This window comes from Flavobacterium sp. IC2-16 (genome assembly GCF_055521455.1).
Map to the genome: position 1 here is coordinate 1,822,501 of NZ_CM145480.1, position 26,963 is coordinate 1,849,463.

General features: G+C 32.6%; 19 protein-coding genes and 1 tRNA gene (1 of these 20 running past the window's edge). 13 read left to right on the plus strand and 7 right to left on the minus strand.

Going from position 1 to position 26,963, the window contains the following annotated elements; translation table 11 throughout:
• Positions 1–1,493, minus strand: the start of a protein-coding gene (locus ACZ1JT_RS08195; RefSeq protein ID WP_465093349.1) for a reprolysin-like metallopeptidase. It extends 2,002 nt beyond the left edge of the window; only the first 1,493 of its 3,495 coding nucleotides appear in the window; the start codon lies at positions 1,491–1,493; its stop codon lies off the left edge, out of view.
• A 703-nt stretch (positions 1,494–2,196) separates the two neighbouring features.
• On the opposite strand from ACZ1JT_RS08195, the gene ACZ1JT_RS08200 reads away from it, so the two are divergent.
• Positions 2,197–7,773, plus strand: coding sequence for an Ig-like domain-containing protein (locus ACZ1JT_RS08200; protein ID WP_465093350.1), 5,577 nt, complete (start codon positions 2,197–2,199; stop codon positions 7,771–7,773).
• 65 nt (positions 7,774–7,838) lie between these two features.
• Here the strand turns inward: ACZ1JT_RS08200 and ACZ1JT_RS08205 are convergent, their stop codons facing one another.
• A complete protein-coding gene (locus ACZ1JT_RS08205; protein ID WP_465093351.1) occupies positions 7,839–8,978 on the minus strand; it encodes an acyl-CoA dehydrogenase in 1,140 nt (379 codons plus the stop codon).
• Positions 8,979–9,065: 87 nt separating this feature from the next.
• Between ACZ1JT_RS08205 and ACZ1JT_RS08210 the strand changes: the two genes are divergently transcribed.
• From ACZ1JT_RS08210 to ACZ1JT_RS08260, 11 genes are all read left to right on the plus strand, one after another.
• Entirely contained in the window at positions 9,066–10,145 is a 1,080-nt protein-coding gene (locus ACZ1JT_RS08210; RefSeq protein WP_465093352.1) for an anhydro-N-acetylmuramic acid kinase, read from the plus strand.
• A gap of 61 nt (positions 10,146–10,206) precedes the next feature.
• Positions 10,207–11,433, plus strand: a complete 1,227-nt coding sequence (locus ACZ1JT_RS08215) for a Glu/Leu/Phe/Val dehydrogenase dimerization domain-containing protein (protein ID WP_465093353.1) — start codon at positions 10,207–10,209, stop codon at positions 11,431–11,433.
• A gap of 154 nt (positions 11,434–11,587) precedes the next feature.
• Positions 11,588–12,292 carry a MotA/TolQ/ExbB proton channel family protein gene (locus ACZ1JT_RS08220; protein ID WP_465093354.1) on the plus strand — a complete coding sequence of 235 codons (705 nt, stop codon included), beginning with the start codon at positions 11,588–11,590 and terminating at the stop codon, positions 12,290–12,292.
• 1 nt (position 12,293) lies between these two features.
• Positions 12,294–12,686 (plus strand): ExbD/TolR family protein, encoded by a 393-nt coding sequence (locus tag ACZ1JT_RS08225; protein ID WP_465093355.1) that lies wholly within the window; start codon positions 12,294–12,296, stop codon positions 12,684–12,686.
• A 6-nt stretch (positions 12,687–12,692) separates the two neighbouring features.
• A complete protein-coding gene (locus ACZ1JT_RS08230; protein WP_465093356.1) occupies positions 12,693–13,478 on the plus strand; it encodes an energy transducer TonB in 786 nt (261 codons plus the stop codon).
• A gap of 12 nt (positions 13,479–13,490) precedes the next feature.
• A complete protein-coding gene (locus ACZ1JT_RS08235) occupies positions 13,491–14,705 on the plus strand; it encodes a bifunctional folylpolyglutamate synthase/dihydrofolate synthase (protein ID WP_465093357.1) in 1,215 nt (404 codons plus the stop codon).
• A gap of 72 nt (positions 14,706–14,777) precedes the next feature.
• Positions 14,778–14,852 (plus strand) — tRNA-Val (locus ACZ1JT_RS08240).
• A 224-nt stretch (positions 14,853–15,076) separates the two neighbouring features.
• Positions 15,077–16,285, plus strand: a complete 1,209-nt coding sequence (locus ACZ1JT_RS08245) for a tyrosine-type recombinase/integrase (protein ID WP_465093358.1) — start codon at positions 15,077–15,079, stop codon at positions 16,283–16,285.
• 48 nt (positions 16,286–16,333) lie between these two features.
• Positions 16,334–18,841 (plus strand): DEAD/DEAH box helicase family protein, encoded by a 2,508-nt coding sequence (locus ACZ1JT_RS08250; RefSeq protein WP_465093359.1) that lies wholly within the window; start codon positions 16,334–16,336, stop codon positions 18,839–18,841.
• Between the two features lie 373 nt (positions 18,842–19,214).
• A complete protein-coding gene (locus ACZ1JT_RS08255; RefSeq protein WP_465093360.1) occupies positions 19,215–20,078 on the plus strand; it encodes an AAA family ATPase in 864 nt (287 codons plus the stop codon).
• The gene (locus ACZ1JT_RS08260; protein WP_465093361.1) at positions 20,059–21,090 is read left to right on the plus strand and encodes a DUF3871 family protein; all 1,032 of its coding nucleotides are present in this window, start codon (positions 20,059–20,061) and stop codon (positions 21,088–21,090) included. The genes ACZ1JT_RS08255 and ACZ1JT_RS08260 overlap by 20 nt, the downstream gene beginning before the upstream one ends.
• Positions 21,091–21,130: 40 nt before the next feature.
• Here ACZ1JT_RS08260 and ACZ1JT_RS08265 read toward each other — a convergent pair whose 3' ends face one another.
• Positions 21,131–21,355: a hypothetical protein gene (locus ACZ1JT_RS08265; protein WP_465093362.1), complete on the minus strand. Its 225-nt coding sequence runs from the start codon at positions 21,353–21,355 to the stop codon at positions 21,131–21,133.
• Positions 21,356–21,360: 5 nt separating this feature from the next.
• Positions 21,361–21,831: a hypothetical protein gene (locus ACZ1JT_RS08270; protein ID WP_465093363.1), complete on the minus strand. Its 471-nt coding sequence runs from the start codon at positions 21,829–21,831 to the stop codon at positions 21,361–21,363.
• A gap of 88 nt (positions 21,832–21,919) precedes the next feature.
• On the opposite strand from ACZ1JT_RS08270, the gene ACZ1JT_RS08275 reads away from it, so the two are divergent.
• On the plus strand, positions 21,920–24,622 hold the full coding sequence (locus ACZ1JT_RS08275; protein WP_465093364.1) for a hypothetical protein: 2,703 nt from the start codon (positions 21,920–21,922) through the stop codon (positions 24,620–24,622).
• Positions 24,623–24,676: 54 nt separating this feature from the next.
• Here ACZ1JT_RS08275 and ACZ1JT_RS08280 read toward each other — a convergent pair whose 3' ends face one another.
• From ACZ1JT_RS08280 to ACZ1JT_RS08290, 3 genes are read right to left on the minus strand one after another with little or no spacing between them, the layout of a single operon-like run.
• Entirely contained in the window at positions 24,677–25,228 is a 552-nt protein-coding gene (locus ACZ1JT_RS08280; protein WP_465093365.1) for a hypothetical protein, read from the minus strand.
• A gap of 6 nt (positions 25,229–25,234) precedes the next feature.
• Positions 25,235–25,564 (minus strand): DUF4325 domain-containing protein, encoded by a 330-nt coding sequence (locus ACZ1JT_RS08285; RefSeq protein WP_465093366.1) that lies wholly within the window; start codon positions 25,562–25,564, stop codon positions 25,235–25,237.
• On the minus strand, positions 25,557–26,951 hold the full coding sequence (locus tag ACZ1JT_RS08290; RefSeq protein ID WP_465093367.1) for a hypothetical protein: 1,395 nt from the start codon (positions 26,949–26,951) through the stop codon (positions 25,557–25,559). Before ACZ1JT_RS08290 ends, ACZ1JT_RS08285 begins: the two co-directional genes overlap by 8 nt.
• Positions 26,952–26,963: the final 12 nt, after the last annotated feature.

A 26,963-nucleotide genomic window follows, 5' to 3' on the forward strand; every position in this document is an offset into this window, starting at 1 on the left:
GTTGTCAATCCTGCTAATATGGTATTCATATTTGGGAAATAACGAATAGGGGTATTACTTGGAGCGTAAGATCTGAAAATTGGTCCTGTAGTTGCAGTAGCATTTGGAACTGTTGTAGTTGCATTACCCAAATCCATTTCTTCCCAAGTGTAAGTTAAAACATCACTCGTATTTGCATCGGTAGCCGATCCTGTCAACATAAAAGGCGTTCCTTTTGGGATCGTGTAATCAGCTCCTGCATTTACAATTGGTGTTGCATTATTGGTTAGTGTGATTGAAGCACATGTTTTGGTTTTAACGTTATCGGTAACTTGTTGAATACTGATAGCATGGAAATAGTCGTCAGCTTGTTGTTGGATATCTTTTATTGTAACGCCAGCATAACCCATAATAGTTGAAGCACTTCCTGGCTCCATTTGTGCTGAGTTTCCACTTTCTGTTTTGTAAGTAAATGTGTGATTGGCTCCTAACTGATGAGCTAATTCGTGAGATGCATATTGAATATCGAAAGCATCACCTTCAGGAACAGATAAAGTAGAAGTATATCCACGGCCTTTGTATCCATTTACACCTACACATCCTGTACAACCAGCATCACCACCACCAAGAACAGCATCAAATAGATGTCCGATATCATAATTTGCATCTCCGATTGTAGAAGTTAAGTTTGTTTGCAATTCATTTGCCCAGTAAGCTTTTGTTGAATAAGGATCTGTTGATGCATTTGTGTATATAACACTATCATTGTTTCCAATTAATAGTAAACGTACTCCAAAATCTCTTTCGAAAATTCCATTTACACGGGTTAATGTGTTAACCATTCCGGCTAAAGCTAAAGCTTTTGTTCCTCCAAAATAGCTCGCATATTCTCCAGTGCAAGATAATGCTAATCTGAACGTACGTAGTTTACCATCATCTGCACCTCTAGCTGTAGTTGTAGGTTGATTGTATGCCTCAGTTGCTGCATCAAGTACACCACATTCGAATTTATCTAAGGCAGATTTACGATCTGATTTTTTGTAAACACTATACGTTGTATGTGTAGCATTAATTGGTTCGATGAATACAGTCTCTTTATTTGGTGCTACAGTCATCGATTTAAATCCTAACGGAGTACAGCTAATATATGCGTATGTAGTTGGGTTTTCTTGGCTAATAGCTATATACGTTTTGATTTCTGGATATTTAGCAGCCAATTCTGCTTCCATAATAGAGTTTTCATAAACTTTAAAGTTTTCTGTTTTACCATCTCCATTAGGTAAGGCAATTATTGTATTTGAATTTGTTTTGTTTTGATTTCTTTTTGGAGATTTAGCCAATACGTTTTTCATTGTTGGTAAATCTAAATCGAAAATATTATTTAGGGGTAATTTCGATTTTGCAATTTTCTCAGAAGTTTCGTTTGAACTACCTTTTTTCCATAAATCATTTTTGCTTTGAGCAATTCCGTAGGTGTATGTAAATAATAGGGCGGCACAAATTAATTTTTTCATGATTGATTGTTTATTGTTAACTGCTTCAAAATTAAGTAGTTAAAATAAATAAATCGATGAAATTAACAAAAAAATCGACGAAATGCATGTTTTTTATAAATTCATAAGATTTTAGCCATAAAGATGTTAAAAATTTTTGTTTTTTTTGATAGTAATATTCTTTAATATTCTGATTTTCAATTGTTTGTAAAAATGTTTTTCAATTCGTTTCGATTGTTTTATTCAAAATTTTGTGTTTCTTAAGTTGAAAATCTAACAATTTTCATTTTCATTTTTTGTCGAAATAAAAGTTTAGTTTAAGGTCATATTTTTTCTTTTTCTAATGAACTTTTAGTTGTTTTTATAACCATTTTCTATTTTTTTTAAATTAGTTGATACGAATCGTTTTTGATTGTAACTAGTTGGTAATCAAATTTTTGTTAAAAAAGTTAAAGTCTTACTAATTTGTTTTATTGTTTGTACTACTACTAAAAATAGTGTTAAATTTGTGTGAATAAACTTTATAGGGTTGTTTGACGGTTTTATGGTTAATTGTGATTGCCAAATGCAATAATACCTCCGCATAAATCAAATTGACATTTTTCTCTTTTACTTCTTTGAAATAATCTTAAAATTTCAATTTCAGATTGAAAAGGCGTTAATTTTTATGTTTCCCTTTTCTGACATGTGCTTCCTCTAATAATATGGTTTAAAACCGTATTATATGAAAAAAATTATATTATTTTTTAGTGAAAATGCCTCCAAAGTTAGTAGCTCCTGTAGTTTACTAGTGATGGCATTTAGAAATTGGTGTTTTAATGTTCTATGTTTAAACAAGGAATTATATAGTAATAGAAACAATACTTTTAATAATAGTCGTAATAGTTTTGTAAAACAAATTTTGTTGTACAGTGTATTGGTGGGGCTATTAACCACTGGGAATCTTTTTTCTCAAAATATCACCATAGATGGTCATACTAGTGATTGGGGTGGTGTATTAGGTAGTGCTTCTTCTGTTATTGTAAAAGTACATGTTCGAGATGCTAATGACACCAATGATAGTCAATTTACAAATGGTTCACAAGATCCAGATTTAATCCCTGAGTGGGGTTGGTCATTTGGGAATACCAATGATAAAGGGGATATCTCCAATGCGGCCGCAGCAATAATCAATAATAAATTATATTTTGCTGGGGATAGAACTGCTATTAATGGTGATGCTCAAATTGGTTTTTGGTTTTTCTTAGGTGGAGTAGCTCCGGTTAATGGGGGTACGTTTAGTGGGACACATGTTAATGGTGATTTACTGGTTCTTAGTAATTTCACCAATGGAGGTGGAATGGTGCAAATACGAGTTTATCAATGGATGAATGGAGCGCTTCATTATGAAGGGGCCTATGATAATGCCATGGTAAATTCAGGATTAGAGTTCACACCTGCAACATTAGCAGCTCCAAACACAGTAGCGGCATGGACTTATCAAGGGAAAAAATTAGGGTCGACAACTCCATTACCTAATCAATATCTACCAGGTGCTTTTTTTGAAGGATATATTGATTTAGGTGATTTAGAACTTCCAGACCATTGTTTTACCAGCTTTTTGTTGGAAACAAGAAATTCACAATCGGTTGATGCTTCTCTTCAAGATTTTGTGGCCAACGAATTCCATGCTAAACCTGCAAATCCTAGTGTATCAGATGTTTCTCGATGCGGACCAGGTTCTGTTAACTTAAGTGTAAGTTGCTCAGGTCAAGGGTTGGTAACACGATGGTATATGGCAGCAGAAGGTGGTAATCCATTACCAGGTGCGCCGGATACTTCAAATGTAACTCAGAATACTACATATTATGTCAGTTGTTACAACACAGAATTGAATTGTGAAAGTGATCGGGTTCCAATAAATATTTTTATCAATCCATTGCCGTCAGGTATTATAACACCAACAAATATTAGTTGTAATGGTGCTGCAACGGGAGCCATTAATTTAACACCTTCAGGGGGCACTCCATCTTATACATTTGCATGGACTGCTTCAAACGGTGGTCAGATTCCTAGTGGTCAAGCCAATCAAGAAGATTTGTCTGGATTGATTGCGGGAACCTATAGCGTGGTTATAACCGATTCTAAAGGATGTTCGGGAAATACCGAAGTAACTATAACTCAGCCTCCTCTAGTTTTACCAGACATTACAAAAGATCCTGGATTTGCTTCTACGCCTTGCGGAATTAGTCCGGATGCTGCACAAAGTCAAATCAACGATGCTTTCAATGCTTGGATTGCTTCTGGGGTAGTTGTAGTTAATGGGGGTACACTTCCAAATTCAATAACCATGGATCCTCTAAATCCTGTTGCGCCATTGTTCACAGGTGGAAGTACTCAAGTTACTTGGACTATTACTGATGCATGTAACCATACCGATGTGGTTATAGCTTCGTTTACGGTAAGTAACAATTGTGCTATAGCCTGTTTAACAACACCAACACCAGTAGCGTGTAACGGTGATTCCACAGGGTCAATTTTAGCCAGAGGTTCTGGTGGGTTCCCTCCTTATAATTTCTATTTATATACATCCGACTTAACTACACAATTAGCCAGTGTTTTAGGAGTGAATACAGAACCAGGAGAAGCTACTTTCTCTGATTTACCGGCAGGAAGTTATACGGTATTAATTACCGATGGAGTACAAACATTAGATGTTGCAACAGCTTGTGATGCTACGGTTACACAACCGGACGCTTTAGAAGCTAGTGATTCTCATACTGATGTACTTTGTCATGGTGATTCAACCGGATCGATAACTTTGAATTTTAGTGGTGGAACTGGTCCTTATATGGTAAACTTCAACGGTGGTGGCTATGCTTCACAAGTTTCGGGTGTGGTTTACGATAATTTGGCAGCAGGTACCTACAACTGGACAGTTAAAGATGCACATGGTTGTACCTATGACGGTAGTGAAATGGTTGGTGAACCAGATGCTTTGGAAGCTAGTGATTCTCATACCGATGTACTTTGTCACGGCGATTCAACTGGATCAGTAACCGTAAACTTTAGTGGAGGAACTGCTCCGTATATGGTAAACTTTAACGGAGGTGGCTATGCGACACAAGTTACGGGAGTGGTTTACAATAATTTAGCTGCAGGTACTTACAACTGGACAGTAAAAGATGCAAATAATTGTGTTTATAATGGCAGTGAAATGGTTGGAGAACCAGACGCTCTAGAAGCTAGCGATTCTCATACCGATGTGCTTTGTCATGGCGATTCAACCGGATCGGTAACCGTAAACTTTAGTGGAGGAACTGCTCCGTATATGGTAAACTTTAACGGAGGTGGCTATGCGACACAAGTTTCGGGAGTGGTTTACGATAATTTGGCTGCAGGTACATACAACTGGACTGTTAAAGATGCAAATAATTGTGTTTATAATGGCAGTGAAATGGTTGGAGAACCAGATGCTCTAGAAGCTAGCGATTCTCATACCGATGTACTTTGTCATGGCGATTCAACTGGATCGGTAACCGTAAACTTTAGTGAGGGAACTGCTCCGTATATGGTAAACTTCAACGGTGGTGGCTATGCAACACAAGTTTCGGGTATAGTTTATGATAATTTGGCAGCAGGAACATACAACTGGACTGTTAAAGATGCTCACAATTGTGTTTATAACGGTAGTGAAATGGTTGGCGAACCAGATGCTTTGGAAGCTAGTGATTCTCATACCGATGTACTTTGTCACGGCGATTCAACTGGATCAGTAACCGTAAACTTTAGTGGTGGTACTGCTCCGTATATGGTAAACTTTAACGGAGGTGGCTATGTGACACAAGTTTCGGGAGTGGTTTACGATAATTTAGCTACAGGTACTTACAATTGGACTGTTAAAGATGCAAATAATTGTGTTTATAATGGCAGTGAAATGGTTGGAGAACCAGACGCTTTAGAAGCTAGTGATTCTCACACCGATGTGCTTTGTCATGGCGATTCAACCGGATCGGTAACTTTGAATTTTAGTGGTGGAACTGGTCCATATATGGTAAACTTCAACGGTGGCGGCTATGCAACACAAGTTTCGGGTATAGTTTATGATAATTTGGCCTCAGGTACATACAATTGGACTGTTAAAGATGCTCACAATTGTATTTATAACGGTAGTGAAATGGTAGGAGAACCAGATGCTCTAGAAGCTAGCGATTCTCATACAGATATTGCTTGTAATGGTGCAGCAACGGGTTCGGTAACATTGAATTTTAGTGGTGGAACTGGTCCTTATATGGTGAGCTTTAATGGTGGTGGTTATGCTACACAAGTTTCAGGTGTGGTTTACGATAATTTGGCTGCAGGAACTTACAATTGGTCTGTAAAAGACGCTCACAATTGTGTTTATAGCGGTAGTGAAATGGTTAACGAACCATCTTTAGTTTTACCAGACATTACAAAAGATCCTGGATTTGCTTCTACGCCTTGCGGAATTAGTCCGGATGCTGCACAAAGTCAAATCAACGATGCTTTCAATGCTTGGATTGCTTCCGGGGTAGTTGTAGTTAATGGAGGTACACTTCCAAATTCAATAACCATGGATCCTCTAAATCCTGTTGCGCCATTGTTCACAGGTGGAAGTACTCAAGTTACTTGGACTATTACTGATGCATGTAACCATACCGATGTGGTTATAGCTTCGTTTACGGTAAGTAACAATTGTGCTATAGCCTGTTTAACAACACCAACACCAGTAGCGTGTAACGGTGATTCCACAGGGTCAATTTTAGCTAGAGGTTCTGGTGGGTTCCCTCCTTATAATTTCTATTTATATACATCCGACTTAACTACACAATTAGCCAGTGTTTTAGGAGTGAATACAGAACCAGGAGAAGCTACTTTCTCTGATTTACCGGCAGGAAGTTATACGGTATTAATTACCGATGGAGTACAAACATTAGATGATGCAACAGCTTGTGATGCTACGGTTACACAACCGGACGCTTTAGAAGCTAGTGATTCTCATACTGATGTACTTTGTCATGGTGATTCAACCGGATCGATAACTTTGAATTTTAGTGGTGGAACTGGTCCTTATATGGTAAACTTCAACGGTGGTGGCTATGCTTCACAAGTTTCGGGTGTGGTTTACGATAATTTGGCAGCAGGTACCTACAACTGGACAGTTAAAGATGCACATGGTTGTACCTATGACGGTAGTGAAATGGTTGGTGAACCAACAGCTTTAGAGTTGTCTTTATCATCTCTTCCAGAAAACTGTGCGGGTACTGCAACAGGTAGTGTAACTGTAACTTTCTCAGGAGGAACTCCACCATATCAAATAAGTATAGATGGTAGTGGTTATGAAGCATTTGACTCTCCTCATGATTTTACAGGTTTAAACACTGGTAATCATGATATTGGCATTATGGATGCAAATGGTTGTACTAAAAATGATAAAGTTGATGTAGAGTTGATACCATGTCCCGAAGGTCATATTTTTCCAACTCAAACAGCATGTTGTCATTATATTTCAGGAACAGCATATAATTTATTAAATGTTTGTACAACAGTTAAAGGCAATATAGTGGCCAATGCAATACCTGGGGTGTTCTTCTATTATACCAATATTGTTGCTCCGAGTTCAAGTTTTATAATAGATGTTAAACAAACCAATGATGGTGATTTGAATAAATATTTTGCAGTTCAAAATTCTAGACAAATTCGTTTGTATACTGATAATTGTGAAACTGTTGCTTTTAGAGGAACTATCGTAAATGGATCTGATGCTCATTATGTTATAACTGGTGCTGTACCGGGTAATACCTATGTGGTTTCCGTTAAATACGATGTAAAATCATTGATTGGTGGGGTATATTCAGGAGCTGATTTAATCAGTACATATACATTTAGCAGTTACACTAAAGTTGGTGCAGATGCTCCAGTTTTGGTTCCTACAAGTATAGGTAGTATAGATGCCGTTTCAGGTTGTCATGACGATACACCACTACCAGGCGATTGTCCTAGTACTGCTATAACTGAAAATACGACTCTAAATAATGTAGAGGCAATGTTTACTGCTTATCCGGTTCCGTTTAAAGAAAGTTTGACCATCCGATACGATTTCGATTATCAATCAAAAGCTCGAATTCAAATTTTCGATTACAAAGGATTATTAGTTATGACTTATGATGATAACAATGCTTATCCTAATAAAGAAATAGTATTGAATCCTAACTTTAACAAAGGTGAAGGTCAAATGTTCTTTGTTAAAGTAATAACCGATCGTGGTGTAAGTATGAAAAAAATAATTTCCAGTAAATAATTAACTTGTAGTATTAAAAAGAAAAGGCTGGTTTAACCAGCCTTTTTTACTTTTATTGGGATGAGTTATTTTACTAATCCTCTTGAAATTACAATTCTTTGAATTTCAGATGTTCCTTCGTAAATCTGAGTGATTTTCGAGTCACGCATCATACGCTCAACATGGTATTCGCTTACGTATCCGTTACCTCCGTGAATCTGTACAGCATCATTAGCCACTTCTAAAGCAATTTCAGAAGCATATAATTTAGCCATCGCGCCAGAATGAGCAATATCTAATCCTTGATCTTTTTCAGAAGCCGCTTTGTGAATTAACAATCTAGCTGCAGTAGTTTTCACGTGCATATCTGCTAATTTGAAAGCAATTGCTTGGTGATTGAAAATTGGTTTTCCAAACGCTACACGTTCCTGAGCATATTTTAAAGCTAATTCATAAGAACCTTGCGCAATTCCTAAAGCTTGTGATGCAATTCCGATACGGCCACCATTTAATGTTGACATTGCGAAAGCAAAACCAAAACCATCGGCTCCAATTCTATTTTCTTTAGGAACTTTTACATCATTAAATAATAAAGTATGCGTGTCAGAACCTCTGATTCCCATTTTCTTTTCTTTCGGACCAACTTCAAAACCTGGCATTCCTTTTTCAACAATAAGAACATTGATTCCTTTGTGACCTTTGGAAGCATCAGTTTGAGCGATTACTAAATAGGTAGATGCTGTTCCTCCATTGGTAATCCAGTTTTTAGTTCCGTTTACTAAATAATGGTCACCCATATCTATAGCCGTTGTTCTTTGTGAAGTCGCATCCGAACCTGCTTCGGGCTCCGATAAACAGAACGCACCGATTACTTCTCCTTTAGCAAGCGGTGTTAAGTATTTTATTTTTTGTTCTTCCGAACCATATTTTTCTAAACCGGCACAAACCAAAGAGTTGTTTACAGACATGATAACAGCAGCAGAAGCATCCACTTTAGCAATTTCTTCCATAGCTAAAACATACGAAATGCTGTCTAAACCTGCACCACCGTATTTTGGATCAACCATCATTCCTAAGAAACCAAGTTCAGCCATTTTCTTTACTTGTTCAGTTGGGAATATCGAATGTTCATCTCTTTCGATTACACCCGGCAATAATTCAGTCTGAGCAAAATCTCTAGCTGCTTGCTGAATCATTAAATGTTCTTCAGATAAGTTAAAGTTCATTGTTATATCGTTTTGTATGTGAATTTTTAGTGCCCAAATATAGCTATAATTCTCCTAGTTTTCAATTAGATTGACTATTTTTAACCCATGCAAAATACTACATATAATGTTATTGGAGTAATGTCTGGAACTTCCTTAGATGGAGTGGATTTAGCACACATTCAATTTTCGGTACATCAAGCAAAATGGCAGTTCTCAATTGCTGAATCTAAGACTGTTGCATATTCAGACGATTGGGTAAAACGATTGAAAGAAGCTGTCGGTTTTTCTGATTTTGAATTGCTGCAGCTTAACAAAGAGTATACGCTGCTTTTGGGTAAAATTATTCGTGAATTTATAGCCGAATATAAAATTCAAAATTTAGATGCAGTTTGTTCTCACGGACATACGATTCTACATCAACCTCAAAACGGATTTACATTGCAAATAGGTAATTTGCCTGAAATTGCTGAAGTTATAAATGAAAAAGTAATATGTGATTTTCGTGTTCAAGATGTGAAGTTGGGCGGTCAAGGCGCACCATTAGTTCCAATTGGTGATCGAATTTTGTTTTCTGACTTTGATTATTGTTTGAATTTAGGAGGGTTTTCAAATGTTTCTTTTGAGGAAAATGAGGTGCGAATTGCATTTGATATTTCTCCGGTAAATACGGTTCTGAATTTTTATGCCAATAAATTAGGACTGAATTATGATGACAAAGGGCAGCTTGCAAAAAGTGGGAAAATTTCACCCGAATTGCTTTTAGAACTTAATCAGTTGCCATTTTATCAAGAAAAACATCCGAAATCACTTGGTTATGAATTTGTGAAAGAAATTATTCTTCCTTTACTCGAAAAAAATGAAATTTCCATTCAAGATGTTTTGCGAACATTCACAGAACATGTGGCATTTCAAATTGCAGCAGCATTAGAGTCTAAAAAAGGGAAATTGTTAGTGACGGGGGGTGGAGCCTATAATGATTTTCTAATTGAACGCATGCGTTTTTATCTCCCTGAAATGGAGTTGGTAATCCCAGATAAAAAAACCATCGAATTCAAAGAAGCACTCATTTTTGCACTGTTAGGCGTTTTAAAGCTTAGAGGCGAAGTGAATGTGTTGGCTAGTGTAACTGGAGCAACTCAAAATCACAGTTCTGGAGTAATTTATGATAAACCTAAAAATCTTTGAGTTTTTTACAGAATCAAAGTATATTTGTGCCACTTTTTAACAAACAATACAATATATTATAATGAAAGATTTACTTAAAAAATTCGAAAATAAAGAGCCTGAAGTAGTATTCCATTGGAAAGATGCAGAAACTGATGCGGAAGGATGGACGGTTATAAATTCATTACGCGGTGGTGCTGCAGGTGGGGGAACTCGTATGCGTAAAGGTTTGGATATGAATGAAGTACTTTCGTTAGCGAAAACGATGGAAGTTAAATTTTCGGTTTCTGGTCCTGCAATTGGCGGAGCGAAATCAGGAATTAATTTTGATCCTAACGATCCGCGTAAAAAAGATGTGTTGCAACGTTGGTATAAAGCAGTTTCTCCTCTGTTGAAAAGCTATTATGGAACGGGTGGTGATTTAAATGTTGATGAGATTCATGAAGTAATTCCAATGACAGAAGCTTGTGGGGTTTGGCATCCTCAGGAAGGAGTTTTTAATGGACACTTTAAACCAACCGAAGCCGATAAAATTAACCGTATCGGACAATTGCGTCAAGGAGTAGTGAAAGTTATAGAAAACACTACGTTTTCTCCAGATCTTTCAAAAAAATATACCGTAGCCGATATGATTACGGGGTATGGTGTTGCACAAGCCGTTCGTCATTTTTATGATATTTATGGTGGGAATGTTCAAGGAAAAAGAGCTATTGTACAAGGTTTTGGAAATGTAGGTTCTGCAGCAGCTTTCTATTTAGCTGAAATGGGAGCTAAAGTGGTGGGTATTATCGATAGAGATGGTGGTGTGATTAATGAAAACGGATTTACTTTCGAAGAAATCACAACATTATTCCGCAATAAAAACGGAAATACTTTGGTGGCAGAGAACATGATTCCTTTTGCTGAAATTAACGATAAAATTTGGTCAATTGGTGCCGAAATTTTTGCACCATGCGCGGCTTCGAGATTGGTAACTAAAGCACAAGTTGATAGTATGGTTGCTGCTGGATTAGAAGTAATTTCATGTGGTGCTAACGTTCCATTTGCCGATAAAGAAATTTTCTTCGGACCTATCATGGAAGAAGTAGATTCTAAAGTAAGTTTGATTCCTGACTTTATTTCAAACTGTGGAATGGCTCGTGTATTTGCTTATTTCATGGAGAAAAAAGTTGCTATGACTGACGAAGCGATTTTTAGTGATACTTATGATATCATTAAAAAAGCGATTCAAAAAACGTATGATTTGAGTTCCGACAAGAAAAATATTAGCGCTAGAGCTTTTGAAATTGCTTTAAAACAATTGGTGTAATTTTCAAAGTTCACTTAATTTTATAAAATACTCTTAAATTCCTTCGATTCGTTGAAGGAATTTTTTGTTTTGATACCAATTAAAGATATATTTACACAACAATTTTTAGACTTCATTGTCGTTATATTTATAAAACCTGAAAACAAATTTTTTTATGAGTTTATTTCTTCAAGCCGATTCACTTGCAGTAGCTAATGAAGTGTTAGCAGATCCAGCTCCAGTTGAGAAAACATTATCGATATGGTCGTTATTGACCTCAGGAGGTTTAGCGGGTCAAATAATCATGATAGCTTTATTTTTAATGCTCTTTTTTGCATTGTATCTTTATTTTGAGCGTTTGATGGCTATTAAAGCGGCTTCGAAAATCGATTCTAACTTCATGAATCAAATTAAAGATCATATTTCTCATGGGCGAATTGATTCGGCAAAAATGTTATGTGCTTCTACAAATTCACCAGTTTCTCGTTTAATTCAAAAAGGAATTTCTAGAATTGGTAAACCATTAGAAGATATTAATACAGCTATCGAAAATGCAGGTAAACTTGAGATTTACAATTTAGAGAAAAACGTAAGTATGTTGGCTACAATTGCTGGAGCGGGTCCAATGACTGGATTCTTAGGAACTGTAGTTGGTATGGTTCTTGCATTTCATAAAATGGCAAGCGGCGGTGGTCAAATTGAAGTTGGTGCTTTGGCAGAAGGAATTTATACAGCGATGACAACTACTGTTGTAGGTTTGGTTGTAGGTTTAATTGCTTACATCGGATATAATCACTTGGTAGTTAAAACGGATAAGATTGTTCATCAAATGGAGGCCAATGCAGTAGAGTTTCTAGATTTATTGAACGAACCAGTATAGTATGAATATTAGAGGAAGAAATAAGGTTAGTCCCGAATTCAATATGTCGTCTATGACGGATATTGTATTCTTACTATTAATTTTCTTTATGCTTACATCTACTATGGTTACAACCAATGCGTTAGACTTAGTGTTGCCAAAAGCAAAAGGAAAAACAGATAGTAATAAGAACATTTCGGTAAGTATTGATAAAGATTTGAAATTTTATATTGATAAAACGGAAGTAGCTGAAACAGAAATAGAATCGAAATTACTTTCGATGCTTGCAAGTGATAAAAGTAAAGCTGTTATTTTAAGAGCTGAAGAAGGAGTGCCAATTGAAAAAGCAGTGTATGTAATGGATATAGCGAACCGAAATCAGATAAAAATCGTGTTAGCAGTCCGACCTAAATAAATCGTTATGAAGTATTTAGAAACACCAGAAGAAAAAAAATCGTTTACCATCACATCAATTATTTTTGTGATACTCTTTTTATTGTTTTTTTTCTTCGGATTAACATATATGGATCCGCCACCAGAAAATGGTATCGCCATTAATTTTGGTACTTCCGATGTAGGTCAAGGAGAAGTACAGCCTATGGAACCTATTAAATCGGCACCACAACCTGAAGAAGCTGAGCCACAAAAAGCTGTTGAAGAAGATATTGCTACTCAAGATGCTGTAGAGGCGCCTGTAATTAAAAAAAATGAAGTTAAAGAGCCTGTAAAAGAAGTTAAGGAAGTAGTAAAACCAAAACCAAAGCCTAGTAAAAATACCACCAGTGCCTTAGAGAGCTTGATTAACGGGCCAAAATCCGATGGAGCAGAAGGTGGTCATGGTAACGATGGTGTGCCAGGTGATAAAGGTGATCCAAATGGAGATCGTTATGCTAATAGTTTTTATGGCAGTGGAGGTGGAACCGGTTCTGGAAATGGAACAAGTTGGGGCTTGGCAGGAAGAAAGTTAAGTGTTCCGGCTAAAGAGGTTCAGGACTGTAATGAAGAGGGAAGGGTTGTAGTGCAAGTTACCGTAAATCGAAGCGGAAATGTTATTGCAGCAAAATATACTAAAGGTACTACCAATACAAATCCGTGTTTAATTAATCCTGCATTATCTGCTGCTAGAAAGTTTAAATGGCAACCGGATAGTGATGCACCTGAAACACAAATCGGATTTATTGTAATCAATTTTAAATTAGGAGAATAACGCTAAGGTTTTATGACGTATCAGGAAACTTTAGATTGGATGTTTGCACAGCTGCCTATGTATCAACATCAGGGGGCTTCTGCATATAAAAGTGATTTATCCAATACTATTTTGTTGGCCTCGCACTTGGGTAATCCTGAGCGAAAGTTTAAGAGTATTCATGTAGCAGGTACCAACGGTAAAGGGTCTACTTCTTCCATGATTGCTTCGATACTTCAAGAAGCTGGATATAAGGTAGGTTTATATACTTCCCCGCATTTAAAAGATTTTAGGGAACGCATTAAAATTAACGGTCAGAAAATTGATGAAGATTTTGTGGTCGATTTTATACGTCAAAATAAATCTTTTTTTGAGGTAAATTCATTGAGTTTTTTTGAAATGACTGTTGGATTGGCATTTGATTATTTTGTAAAAGAAAATGTTGATGTTGCTGTTATTGAAGTTGGAATGGGCGGTCGTTTAGATTCTACCAATATTATTACACCTTTAGTGTCGGTTATCACTAATATTGGGTTTGATCACACACAGTTTTTAGGAAATACTCTTGAAGCTATTGCTGCAGAAAAAGCTGGGATAATAAAAACAAAGATTCCGGTGGTGGTTGGTGAATATACTCCGGAAACTAAACCTGTTTTTGTTGAAAAGGCGAAGTTGTGTAATGCTGATATTTATTTTGCATCCGATATAATACACGACGATTTCCCTTGTGGTTTGCTTGGAGATTATCAGATTCATAATAAGAAAACCGTTATACAAACAATAAACATTTTAAAAAATCATTTTGATATTGGAGAAGATGAGGTTAAAAAAGGTTTGTTGAATGTGGTGGAAAATACTGGTTTATTGGGGAGATGGCAACAACTTCATGAAAATCCTGTTGTAGTATGTGATACGGCTCATAATAGTCACGGATTAAAAATAGTTCTTAATCAGATTAATAAATATGCGTTTGATGCTCTTTTTTTTGTTTTAGGCGTTGTTAATGATAAAGATTTGGATGATATTTTAGTCTTGTTTCCTAAAAATGCAAAGTATTTCTTTTGTAAACCAAATGTGCCACGAGGTTTGGATGCTCATGTTTTGCAGCAAAAAGCTAGGCAATATGGCTTAGAAGGTCAAGTATTCGATTCAGTAACAACTGCTTACGAAGCGGCTTTAAAAAGTGCTTCGACTACTGATTTTATTTACATTGGTGGTAGCACGTTTGTAGTTGCTGAAGTAATTTGATTTTTTTTATTTTTTTGTTTGGAAGTATCAAAAACTGTTTTATATTTGCACTCGCAATCAGATAATGATTACGGGCGATTAGCTCAGCTGGTTCAGAGCACCTCGTTTACACCGAGGGGGTCGGGGGTTCGAACCCCTCATCGCCCACAAAAAACTCCTTAAGAAATTAAGGAGTTTTTTTATTTTATGCCAGTTTTACTGGGCTTCACAGAGTTTTCTGTACTTCATTTTTACCACCCTGTTTTTATTAAAAACCTTCAAAAAACCTCCTAAAAAATCAAATTTAGGTGTCCCAGTTTTTTTACTGCTAGGTGTCCCATTTGGTGTCCCAAAAAAATAATAGGTGTCCCACTTTTTTAACGAGAATAATTATGACAAAAATCAACATTCTTTTCTTATTGAAGAAGAGTAAAAAAAATAAAAATAATGAATGCCCAATAGAATGTAGGATTACATATTTAGGGAAAAGAAAACCCTTTGCCACTGGTTTGTTTGTAAGTTCAAAGTATTGGGATGGTAAAACCCAAAAATGTAAACCAACAATACAAGAGAGTGTATTTGTAAATGGTGAGTTAAGCCTGATTAAGAATAAAATTAATCAGGCTTTTTTATTTCTACAAGTTCAGGGTAATGAGTTTACAGTTCATGATGTATATAATCAATATGCAGGTGTTAAACTTAATATTGATAAGTCAATTTTGGATGCTTTTAATGAACATATAAAAAACCAGGAAAAGTTGATAGGTATAGAAACCACTAAAGTTTCTGTTGCAAAGTTTTATCAAACCAAGAATCATTTGCAATCTTTCATTTGGTATAAATTCAAAAAGAATGATTACATGTTAAAGCAATTAAAGGCAAATTTTATAACAGAATTTGAATTCTATTTGAAAGCAGAAAAGAAGTTTAAACAACATACTGTATACAAAACTATTCAGAGGTTTAGACAAATTGTAAAGTTTGCTGTGGCAAAAGATTATATTTTTAAAGACCCTTTTATGCTTCATAAGAATCCAAAGCCTAAAAAAGAAGTTGTGTTTTTGAGTCCAAAAGAATTAGAAACATTAGCTAATCATACATTTTTTCAAAAGAGATTGGAGAATGTAAGGGATATGTTTGTTTTCTGTTGTTATACTGGATTAGCTTATAATGAAATGAGTTCATTAGAAAAGAAGCATGTTGAGGTTGGTTTTGATGGGTTTGAATGGATTAAAATTGTTAGAAAAAAGACTAACAAAGAAGTGTCAATTCCAATACTAACTAAGGCAAAAGAAATACTTGCTAAGTATGAAAATGAATCTGATATATTGTTGCCAGTAATTTCAAACCAAAAATTTAATTCATATCTCAAAGAGATAGCTGAAATAGTGGGAATTGAAAAGAACTTAACACATCACTTGGCTCGTAAGACATTTGCAACTACAGTTTTACTTTACAATGATATACCTATGGAAATAGTATCTGAGTTACTAGGTCATTCAGAAATGAGTATAACTCAGGCTCATTATGGAAAGGTTGTTAAGACTAAAGTTAGTGAGCATATGAAGAAGTTAAGTAAAAAACTGGATAAAAAAGGTTAGAGAATTAGCTGTGATGTTTAAATTTACATTACAGCTAATTATTGTTTTATGGAACTACCAAATATTCATTTTCAAGATTTTCCCATAGAGTTTAAAGAGATAAATCCAATTGATTTTAAGACTTCTAATGTTTTAGATAAATCCTTAGCTACATTTCAAATCAAGAATAAAGATAAAACCATAATAGAGCCAAATGAAAAAGGATTCATAAATGAAGTTTTACAACCTGAAATTCTCTTAGAAGAGAAAAATACAGTAGTTATAAATGCATCAGTTGGAAGTGGAAAGTCTCATGCAATTATTAAGACTATTAAAAGATTTTATGACTCTAAAGAAAAATATTTAATTGTTGTAGCTACCCCTTTTGTGAGTTTAGTTGAACAGTATGTTAATGATATTCACAAGGATGGAGGTATTCCAGAAAATGAAATTTATAACTACTTGAATTTAGGCAGGAATACAAATATCAGTTATATAAATAAGTCTGTTCAAGTAGTAACAGTAAATACATTACTTGGGAATCCTGGTGAAGATGGATTCAAAAATTCAGATGTAAAGAGGGAGTATCTTAATGGATTAATAACACACTGTAAATTAAATCAAATAAAGGTTGTTTTTGTATTTGATGAGATACATGATGCTATCCAAAATTTTAAAGAGGAATTGTTTTTTAATCTTCTAAAGTGGAAAAATGTAGTGCATAAGAACTTTATAATAAGTGCTACTTTTAATGAAGCTTCTAAGGTTGTAATAGAGTATCTAGCTGAATTAACAGATAGAAAAATTCAAATTATTGAATCCCAAAGAAAAAGATTTCCAAAAAAGCAAAGTGAATTGTACTTGCATTATAGTTCTGAGCATAACTTTTCAGAAACAACTAATGAGATAGTGAGAGTAATAAATGATTTGGTTGAAAGAGACAAGAATATTGATATTTTATGCTACTCAAAATCACTTGTTAAAGATATAGTCAAGGATAAGAAAGGGGTTGGTAAATTGTTGACTGATAAGTTTGGAAGATTAAATGATTGTACTTCTGAATTAGTTTCAAATCAAAGAACTCAAAATGAAGCTCCTAAAAATAGGTATGATGAAAGTAAATGTAATATTGGTACGAATTTTAAGACTGGTGTAAGTATTAGAAAAAGTAATCACGCATTTATAATCATATTACCTCCTAGAGCAACAAGATTATGGTTTAGAAATAAGTCAGGTATTTTTTCTGATGGGATAAATTCAGTAATACAAGCAATAGCAAGACAAAGGAAAAAAGGGGAGATTCATATTATTTTACCTAGACCTGATGTGTTTGATTATTCCTCATTAGTTCATACTGGGATGAATGAGATGCAGATTGAAGCTTTTAAAAGGATTTATGAACAGGTAAAACATTATGATGATTCAGAAATTGTAAAGTATTACCCTTTAATACTACAAGATTTATTGTTAAAAGACTTTTACTATAGTGTTTTAGAAGAGAATGTGAAAGATGAAATTGATTATGTGAATTCTTCTAATAGAAATGGATTAAATAGATTAGATTTTCCACCCTATTCAATTTTTAAATTAGATAGAGGAGAGGAATATCTTGCTAACACAATTAAGTTTTTTGGGGAAGATTTATCAGCTTATGTAACATATTGTGCATTTACAAATCAATTTGTAAACTGTAATTTAGTTAAGGTAAATTACAAGACAGATTTGTTTTTTGAGGAGAATAAAATTCAGAAAGGACTGAATAGGTATTTTGATCAATTTTTTAAAGAAGATTACCTCTATAGCCTTATAGATAAGTCAGATTTTAATATGGCTTACAATGATTTTAGAAATGAATTGTTTTCGAATTTTTCCATAAGATTTAAGAAAAGTAATTCAACTAAATGGGTAAAAATATCTCCTTTTTCTTCTAGACCATTTGAAATACAACTTCTGAGATTTATAGCATTTAAGTATTATTCTACAGAGTATTTTTATAATAGTGAATTTACAAATAGTAGAAGTAAAGATGAAGAGTATTCTAGAGGAACTTACTTCTTGGATTCTATAAAATGTGCTGAAAATGTTACTGAGGAGGTTTTAAGTGAAAAAGAAAGAAAGAAACTCAAACTATTTCAAATTATCAATCATTTTAGGAATAAGCTTCTGAGTAATAAAAAGACTTATAGTTCTTCTACTCTAAATTATGAGTATTTTAATAATAAGCCACCAAGGGACTTTTTTAATGAAGAAGACCAAAGACTGCTAATGGAATTAATATCTCTAATTCAATATGATGAGTTGCTAAATAATGAAGTTTTTGAGTTTAAAAGAGACTTAGGGTTAAAACAACTATATACAAAATTAATGGATGATTTTTTTATAGTTGAACCTGATAAAATTCCTACTGGAAGAAGGGAAAATATAAAGAGAATAATTGATGTTAAGTCTATACCTTCCAATAATAACGTGATTAACCTTCTACAGCCTTTAAGCTATTTGGATTTTGAGCTTACAACAGAAAATGAAGCAAAGTATGATGAGGTAATTAAACAACTATACCAAATACTCCAAGACTAAATAAAATTAATTTTGTCACGTCCATTTTTTGGGAATATTATATATACAGTCTCGAAAAATGGACGTGTTTATTTATATATTTCAATACTCCCATTATTCCTTTTCAAAGGGCAGAAGGAATTTTACAACTCATAGGGGTTTCTTTTAAAATCTTCCCCATCTTGAAAATCTTTGATTTAACAACGCACGAACTTGGAGGAGGAAGCCTGCTAAGGACTTAGCTTTTGTAGTATACACAAAGTTAAGGGTTTCAAATTTAAGATACTACTGTTTTAGCCTATCTCAGAAAATTTTTATGCTAATAGCCAAATTGTGATTTGGCTATTTTTTTTGCCCTTTCATTAAAATATTAACTTTTTTAAATACTAAAATTATGCAGTTAAGACATTCAGAAAGAAAAAAAGCCAAGATAAAAATGGCTTTACAAGCTCCTGCTGGAGCAGGAAAAACTTATTCTAGTTTATTACTAGCACAAGGTTTAACTAATGGAGATTTTTCTAAAATAGCCATTATAGATACAGAAAATGGGAGTGCAGATTTATATGCCCATCTAGGACAGTATAATGTGTTAACATTAACACCTCCTTTTACACCTGAAAACTATATTAAAGCTATTGATGTCTGCGAAAAAGCAGGTATGGAAGTAATTATTATTGATAGTACTTCGCATTGTTGGGATTACTTATTGGACTATCATTCCAGTTTAGCAGGAAATTCATTTACTAATTGGGCTAAAATCACTCCTATGCAAAAAGCTTTTGTAGATAGGATTCTTCAAGTTGATGCTCATGTTATTGCAACTATGCGTACTAAACAGGATTATGTGTTAAATCAAAAAGATGGGAAATTCATTCCTGAAAAAGTGGGGTTAAAAGCAGTGCAAAAAGATGGTTTGGATTATGAATTTACAATTGTGTTTGATGTAGATATTAAACATTTCGCAGTTTCTTCTAAAGATAGAACTGGCTTGTTTATGGGTAAACCTGAATTTATTATTAATTCTTCTACTGGCAGAAAGATTTTAGAATGGTGTAATTCTGGAACTAATTTACAAGATGCACGTGAGAAAATTAAAGCTACCACTACAATAGAGGAATTAAAAGGACTATACGAGCATTATAGTAACTGGAGGGAATTATTAGAGTATGATTTTAAACTTCAGAAGGACACTATCAATTCGAAGGAAATTTTGTTGAACCCTAAAAACTTTAGCACCAATGGAACTACAACTCATTGAAAGAACCCCTGATTTGCAATTATTGCCAGTAAATCAAAACAGAATAGTATCTTCTACAGTGGTAGAAGGAACTGTGAAATCTAAGCCTGTTTACATTCCAAAACCATTTATAGAAGCTAATACTGCTGAGGTGGATTTACATCACTTAAAGAATGACTGTATTATACCTGTTTTTAGCAAGGATAATGAGAAAACCATAGCTCACCAAGAATTTATAGATATAGTCTTGGATTGTGCTTTAAAAGTGTTTAATCATCATGTTGTTGATTCACCAGAGATAAGAGTTTCTCATCAGATTAAAGGCAGAACTCCTGATGCAATTTATAAGAATGTAAAAGACCTTTTAGAACATGAAAAAACTATTTACTACGAAAGAATGGCTTTTATTGTCAGGATTCCAAGTATTAAAGATACAATTAATGGGAATGAAATAGCTTTGACTATAGGAGGAGTAAGAGCATATAATCAAGAGAATTTATACAATAAGAAGTCATTTGAAAAATTTAAATTCTTTATAGGGTTTCAAAACAAGGTGTGTTGCAATCTTTGTGTAAGTTCAGATGGTTTTGTTGAAGAAATGCGTGTTGGTAGTATTCAGGAATTACAATCCCAAATTCTAAATGTAATGCAGAATTACAATGCAGAAAAGCATATCCATGATATGAAGCTTCTAACCCAATATAATCTTACTGAACATCAGTTTGCACAGCTATTGGGTAAGTCCAGATTGTATCATTATTTACCTAAAAAAGAAAAAGCTGAAATTCCAATTTTGCAATTCAATGATGGGCATTTAAACTCTATAGCAAAAGATTATTATTTGGATAGTAGCTTCTGTAGAAATGAAAATGGAGATATAAATCTGTGGAATGTTTTTAATCTATTCACACAGGCTAATAAATCCAGTTATATTGATACTTTCCTTGATAGGAATTTGAATGCATTTGAGTTTTCAAATGGATTGTTAAAAGCACTAAATGGTGATAATGATTACCATTGGTTTTTGAGTTGAAAAAAACCCAACTTCTTAATTGGAGTTGGGTTTAAAAAGTTTAATACATCTTTTTGTTTTGCTCATCTGACCAAAATTTTTCAGATTCACTTTCACTTAAGAATTTTAAGGCACTCATTCCAACAATTAAAACTTTGCCATTTTCTATGTTTTCAATTATAGCAGATACATTTTCAGGGTTATTACCTAACCATTTGTGAAATAATCCTTTTTTAAATGATGAGCCTTCTGTGTACTCTACTAATCTGTAATTAGTTTTTTTCATAATCATTAGTATTTAATTTTTAGCCATTTTTTTATTTGAATTTCTAGTTCTTCTTTTGCTATGGATTGCTGCTCTTTAAAAAATTTTATTTTAATACCATTATATTTTTCACCAACAGTATCACCATTCAAGTATTTTCTTAAAAGATTGTTGTCAACAAACCAGTATTCCTCACTATCCTCATGTCCAAGAATCCACATCAGGTTGTTTTCAAAGTAATCAGTATTGTTTTCTAAAACTTCAGGTTGGAATCCACCTCCTTTGCCATGTCCAAAACCTAATCTTCCATGACTTTTTTTATGGTACTTAATCTCAATGAAATATAGTTCAGGATTCAATCCATTTTTGGCAATTAATACATCAACAGCTTTTTTGAAATTGAAAAGTCTATAACTTTCATTTTTAGAAAGGATATTAGCTAAAATATCTTCTCTAATATGTTTTTCAAAAGTTGATTCATTTATAATGTTTTTCATTCAGCAGTTTCTTACTTTTGGAATAGGCATATTGTTTGTCTAAAATAATGTTTTTAAATAAATTTAGACTAATTGTCTTGAGAAGAATATGAAGAAAAATGATGAAATTCAAATAGCAGCTGATAATAAATTGGAGCTTAAATTAATTGATTTATTTAAAGACAATGGATTTGAATATAAACAGCATGAGTCAGAACAAAAAAAAGAAAAGGGTATAGATTATTATTGTCATGTTTATAATAGAGAAAATCAAAACCAAATCCTTTTTTTTGAAAGCCAAAATAAAGGTACGAATACTCCAATAAAAGCAATAGCTACGAGAAATCATAAGGATTATGGAAAGATATCTTTTCAGTTAGAGTTAAGACATGTTAAACAATATTACTATGAATTGACTGAAGCTCTTATCTTTTTCTATACAGATATTGTTTCAGATACAACATATTGGTATTCAATACAACTTGATGGATCACTACCAGAAAGAATTACTTTCAAAGAAAATGAGTTAAAAACTCAAAAAAAGAAAAAAAGTAAACCTACGATACAAATATACATCCCTTCTGAAAATATAATCAATAAAGACAATTTTGGAATTTTCATAAAAGAGGTTCAATTATCTAGACAGACACAGCATCATAAACACAATATGATGTTTGAAGTTAAAGCTGATTACAGCTTTATTAAGGATGAAGTTAAAGATAAAGACATAATAGATAAGGTTATTTATACCATTGATTTATTTGAAGGTATGAATGTAATACCAACAAATATAATCTCACAATTGTATCCATTTTTAGGCACTCCATATCATACAAATATTTGGGATTCACATCTTAAAACTGATAATGAAGATTTTTTTGATTTGCTCAGTAAAATAAAAAAGGAAAATGAAAGGCTTTTAGTTTCAGGACAAGACTATAATGAAGTTGTTTCAGAAAAATTGGAAAGGGTAATAAATTTTTTAAGAGTTAATTGTATTGAGCATGTAAGTTGGTCAGGAAAAGGAAAGAAAGAAAATTTCAGGATTTGTATACATGATTTACACTTGTCAAAAGATTGCAACTGTGAGAGATGTAATTATGATAAGTTAAATTTTTCACATGCTATAAAAATGTTGAATGATAGTTCAAAGAATTATAGTCTGCATGAAAAATTAAGGAGAGGTTATACAAGTTCTTCAATGGGTAGATTTGGAGAAGCAGTTAGTATTTTTCAAGAGGTAGATAAAGAAGCTAACTCTAATAAAAAGATCATTTTTTCTACGATAGCAAAATATAATTTGATTCAGTTAAGAAGAATGATTTCTAGTGTTTATTTTGAAGAAGATAGATCAAAATTGCTTGAGTTATTAAGTGTTGAGAATATAGAGGTTAAGGAGGCAGATATAAAAATTAATGCACCACACTTTTTTGATTTATATAAATGGATAAAAGATGATAATTTTTTTGAAAGAGCATTTTGGAGTATTGATTATAAATTGGATGAAATAAAAAGGATGTCTTTTAATGATAAATTAGGAGCATACCATTCGAATAACTTTCAGGAAAATTTGCTCACCAGTTTTTTGAGATTATATTATTTTTTGGAGTTTAATTTAATTATCTATAATAGATTCAGTGAATACAAGCAATTGACTAAAAAAGTATTAGAGGGTGTTTTTGCATTGCATACAATTAAAAATCAATATGCTACTAAGTATGAGAAAATATCTCTGACAGTATTAAAAATGTGGTTGTTTAATGTGAAATTTGAAGATGCAAGACATTTGTTGTTTAAATATGATATTAGTAAGATAGAAGTTGAAAGCAAAAATGGAATATATAAACATTTTAGTGGGTATTTAGATAACCTAGGAGAATCAGTTACAAATATTAGCGAAAGTGGTAATGAAGTTCTTTATGAGAACATAAAGTTGATTTTGAGTAATCTAGTCTTGATTTTTTCAAGGATTAAATTTAAGAAGGATCAGTTGAATAATTTGGTAAGTAAACTAATTTTAGTTGTTGAGAAAATAGATAAGAGGAATTATGTCCCAAATGAGGCATTTACACAATTGTTATCTCATCAAAAAAATATTAGTGGTGATAATGCCAGAAGAGTTGCTTTTCTTTTAAAGAAACATAATTATCAAAAAACTTCAGCTTTTAGCTACGCAGTTAAATATTATTCAGAGAGATCTAATGCTTCAGATATTAAGAGTTTTATTCTTGAACTTCTAGAAGTGAATGATTTTAATGTGACTGCATTATTTTCAGATGATAATAAATTCGAAACATTAGGTTACGCTGTTTCCTTTTTAGATTCAAATATTAGAGATGAGATTAAAAGGAGTATTTGTGAAAAGTTGAAGGTAGATTTTAAACCTGATTATTATTATTTATCAGCAATTTTTGATTTAATTGATTATGAAGAAGAGTTGTTAGGAAAATTTATTGAAAGTGTCCCAGATTTGACAAAAAGAGATCCAGCTTTGAAAAGATTTTTTCATCAAGATGAAAATTTTAGATTGGGTCAGGTAATCAATCTAGTTTACAAATATGATGTTGGGTTTTCAGATGAAATTAAAAAGCTTTGCAATTATTCATTAAAAAATGATTATTATCAGTGGTTAATGGATTTGGATGGGTTTGATTATTCTAAATTTAATCATTATTGGGTTATGGAATATGAAACAAAGTACTATTTTAAGGCTTTTAAAAAGTCTGACAAATTAAAAGTAGCTTTGAAAAAAGCTTTGAAAAAAGAATATATACAAGGTGTGTCAAAAATTTATTTTGATGTTTATTGTTGATTTATACTTATTGTAATAATAGAAAAGATTCTAATTTAAAAAATGTTATTTTTTTTATTTGTAATTGAATAAAATTTTTATTGATTCAGTCTTGAATTTTGAAATTGTAGCAATAATATTGTCTTGATAGACAGATGGGATATTTAAGTTTAAATTTGGATTAGAAAGATGGTTTGTTAATTCATCAATTAAATCATCTGATTTATTTTTAATATCATTATATAAGTCATCGTTTATTGCATTAAGTAGCTCATAAAAATTCAATCTATAACTAGTGAGTTCGTCTAAATATAATTCGTTGATTATCATTTTTTCAGGATCAGTAAGAGGACGTGTCAATAATTCATTGGAGTGAAGAACTAGCTTATCAAAAAATAAATAAAAGCGATTTAGATTTTGATCTAAAATAAGAGTTTTGAATAATTCCCTTTTCCTACTTTCACTGTCTTTATTGTCTTCTCTTTTTTTTGTTACGTAATATATGTAAATGGAAAAAAATACAGTAAATAAAGCTATAACAATGTTAGCTATTTTATCTACAGTGTCAAGTATACCAGCTTCGTCTCCATTCGAGACAATTTTATTTAAAACAAAATCTATATCCATAATGACTTAATCAAGAGCAGTGTTCTCTCTTAAAATTCTACTAATAGCTTCTTTTAAAGGTTTTTCATAAGAATAACTACCTCTGTTGGTAAAAGTAAATTTTTCATAAAACTTTTCTTCTCCTAAGTCTTTAACAACATTGACAAAAAGCTCCTCAAAAAAAGATGGATTAATAGAGAATAAGTTATCTGGAATAATTATCTCAATTTTATCATGTAGCTTATAAATTTTATCAATCTTAGAATCATTTCTAACTTGTTCACCTCTATCCCTACCTGTAAATATTTTTGATCTTGGTGTTCTGAACACTTCTAAATCGATTACATTCTCATTCATATTTTTCTAAATCATCTTTTGTTATCAAAATTTTCGCTGTAATAAGAGTGCCAGGGAAATAATTTGAAGTATGTTTTACATATTTCTTGTCTGGTTTGTCTTCAATATTCCCACTTTTGTTAAATGTCATGACTTTAAAAATGTCAGTTCCATTTATCTTTTCGTTTATTTTATATTTTCCATCAAAGATAATATTTGTATTCCCAGAAATAATTGATAATCTCGATATTTTATCATCATCATTGTTGTTTGTTTTTAAATTGAAGAAACTTTCAATGAATCTAATTGAACCATTGCCACGTTTATATCTGTCTATTGAGACAGAAGTTATTCCTTCTTGTAATGCGTATAATGACCATAAGCTCTCCTCTTCAAATGACTTAGAAAACCAGTTCATTTGAGTATACTGGTTTGATAAGGTCTTCATCCTACTTAATATGTCAGTATTTGTACATAAAGGGGATTGAAATTTTTCGTATATAGATTCTCCAAAATTCATAATTACTAGATGAAATATGCCATAAGCACTTTCTAATTCAGGGTTTTTTATTTTTTGAAAATAACCAGTTGAAAATCTATAATTATTTGTTGAGTGTTCTTCTGCATTGATTAATATTTCACCAATTACAGTGCTTAAGTCCTCGATACTGTCACCTGATAATGTTTTGTTTAATGTCTGAAGAGATTCGATAACATATTCAACTAGTTCAGTAGTGTCAATTTCTTTTCTTTTCGCATTTTCAAGTCTATTTGAAGCTTTGTTGTGTGTGCATAATTTATATGTAACAATGTCATTGAAATGATGAGTTCTTTTATTTATGACTGCTGGAGAGCCAACAGAAAATAATATTTTTTGAATATCAGTGTTAGTAATATTGCTTCCTTTAATATTTTTTAAATAAGCGCTTGTTTTAATGTGTGAGTTCCTTTTTCTTAAGAACTTGTGTAAATCTTGTAAGATGATGTCTAAGTATATTTGGGCAGATAAATCAATTAATTTGCATTTTTTATAATCGATTTCAACTGACCTATATTTATCTGATAGAATTACAAATGTTAGTTCTTTAATAAATTTATATGATTGTCTTGGAGCACTAATTAGACAGAATTTTTCAGGCACTTCTATTATGTAATCCTCAAAATAAGTTTGATTAGCATTAACATTATCAAAAAAAGTAGTCTTTTCATGATTGAGAATATAGGAAATATTGTATGGTAGCCAAGTGTTTATCTGATTTTCATAGCTGAAATCCCTATTTAGCTCTTCTCTAATAGTCAAATAAATTGAAGAATATTTTCTTCTTTTATTCCTTTTTTTAAGTTTACTTTTAAGTTTTCTGTTATATCTCTTTTGGGCTATATTTAAAATAATTGATATGTTTTTCAAAATATTTAAGTT

What these genes read in the sequence shown, in the direction of transcription:
- ACZ1JT_RS08235 (WP_465093357.1), top strand. Translation starts at nt 13,491, where the DNA reads ATGACGTATCAGGAAACTTTAGATTGGATGTTTGCACAGCTGCCTATG.
- ACZ1JT_RS08250 (WP_465093359.1), top strand. Translation starts at nt 16,334, where the DNA reads ATGGAACTACCAAATATTCATTTTCAAGATTTTCCCATAGAGTTTAAA.
- ACZ1JT_RS08255 (WP_465093360.1), top strand. Translation starts at nt 19,215, where the DNA reads ATGCAGTTAAGACATTCAGAAAGAAAAAAAGCCAAGATAAAAATGGCT.
- ACZ1JT_RS08230 (WP_465093356.1), top strand. Translation starts at nt 12,693, where the DNA reads ATGAAGTATTTAGAAACACCAGAAGAAAAAAAATCGTTTACCATCACA.
- ACZ1JT_RS08260 (WP_465093361.1), top strand. Translation starts at nt 20,059, where the DNA reads ATGGAACTACAACTCATTGAAAGAACCCCTGATTTGCAATTATTGCCA.
- ACZ1JT_RS08285 (WP_465093366.1), bottom strand. Translation starts at nt 25,564, where the DNA reads ATGAATGAGAATGTAATCGATTTAGAAGTGTTCAGAACACCAAGATCA.
- ACZ1JT_RS08215 (WP_465093353.1), top strand. Translation starts at nt 10,207, where the DNA reads ATGAAAGATTTACTTAAAAAATTCGAAAATAAAGAGCCTGAAGTAGTA.
- ACZ1JT_RS08275 (WP_465093364.1), top strand. Translation starts at nt 21,920, where the DNA reads ATGAAGAAAAATGATGAAATTCAAATAGCAGCTGATAATAAATTGGAG.
- ACZ1JT_RS08220 (WP_465093354.1), top strand. Translation starts at nt 11,588, where the DNA reads ATGAGTTTATTTCTTCAAGCCGATTCACTTGCAGTAGCTAATGAAGTG.
- ACZ1JT_RS08265 (WP_465093362.1), bottom strand. Translation starts at nt 21,355, where the DNA reads ATGAAAAAAACTAATTACAGATTAGTAGAGTACACAGAAGGCTCATCA.
- ACZ1JT_RS08210 (WP_465093352.1), top strand. Translation starts at nt 9,066, where the DNA reads ATGCAAAATACTACATATAATGTTATTGGAGTAATGTCTGGAACTTCC.
- ACZ1JT_RS08245 (WP_465093358.1), top strand. Translation starts at nt 15,077, where the DNA reads ATGACAAAAATCAACATTCTTTTCTTATTGAAGAAGAGTAAAAAAAAT.
- ACZ1JT_RS08205 (WP_465093351.1), bottom strand. Translation starts at nt 8,978, where the DNA reads ATGAACTTTAACTTATCTGAAGAACATTTAATGATTCAGCAAGCAGCT.
- ACZ1JT_RS08270 (WP_465093363.1), bottom strand. Translation starts at nt 21,831, where the DNA reads ATGAAAAACATTATAAATGAATCAACTTTTGAAAAACATATTAGAGAA.
- ACZ1JT_RS08280 (WP_465093365.1), bottom strand. Translation starts at nt 25,228, where the DNA reads ATGGATATAGATTTTGTTTTAAATAAAATTGTCTCGAATGGAGACGAA.
- ACZ1JT_RS08225 (WP_465093355.1), top strand. Translation starts at nt 12,294, where the DNA reads ATGAATATTAGAGGAAGAAATAAGGTTAGTCCCGAATTCAATATGTCG.
- ACZ1JT_RS08200 (WP_465093350.1), top strand. Translation starts at nt 2,197, where the DNA reads ATGAAAAAAATTATATTATTTTTTAGTGAAAATGCCTCCAAAGTTAGT.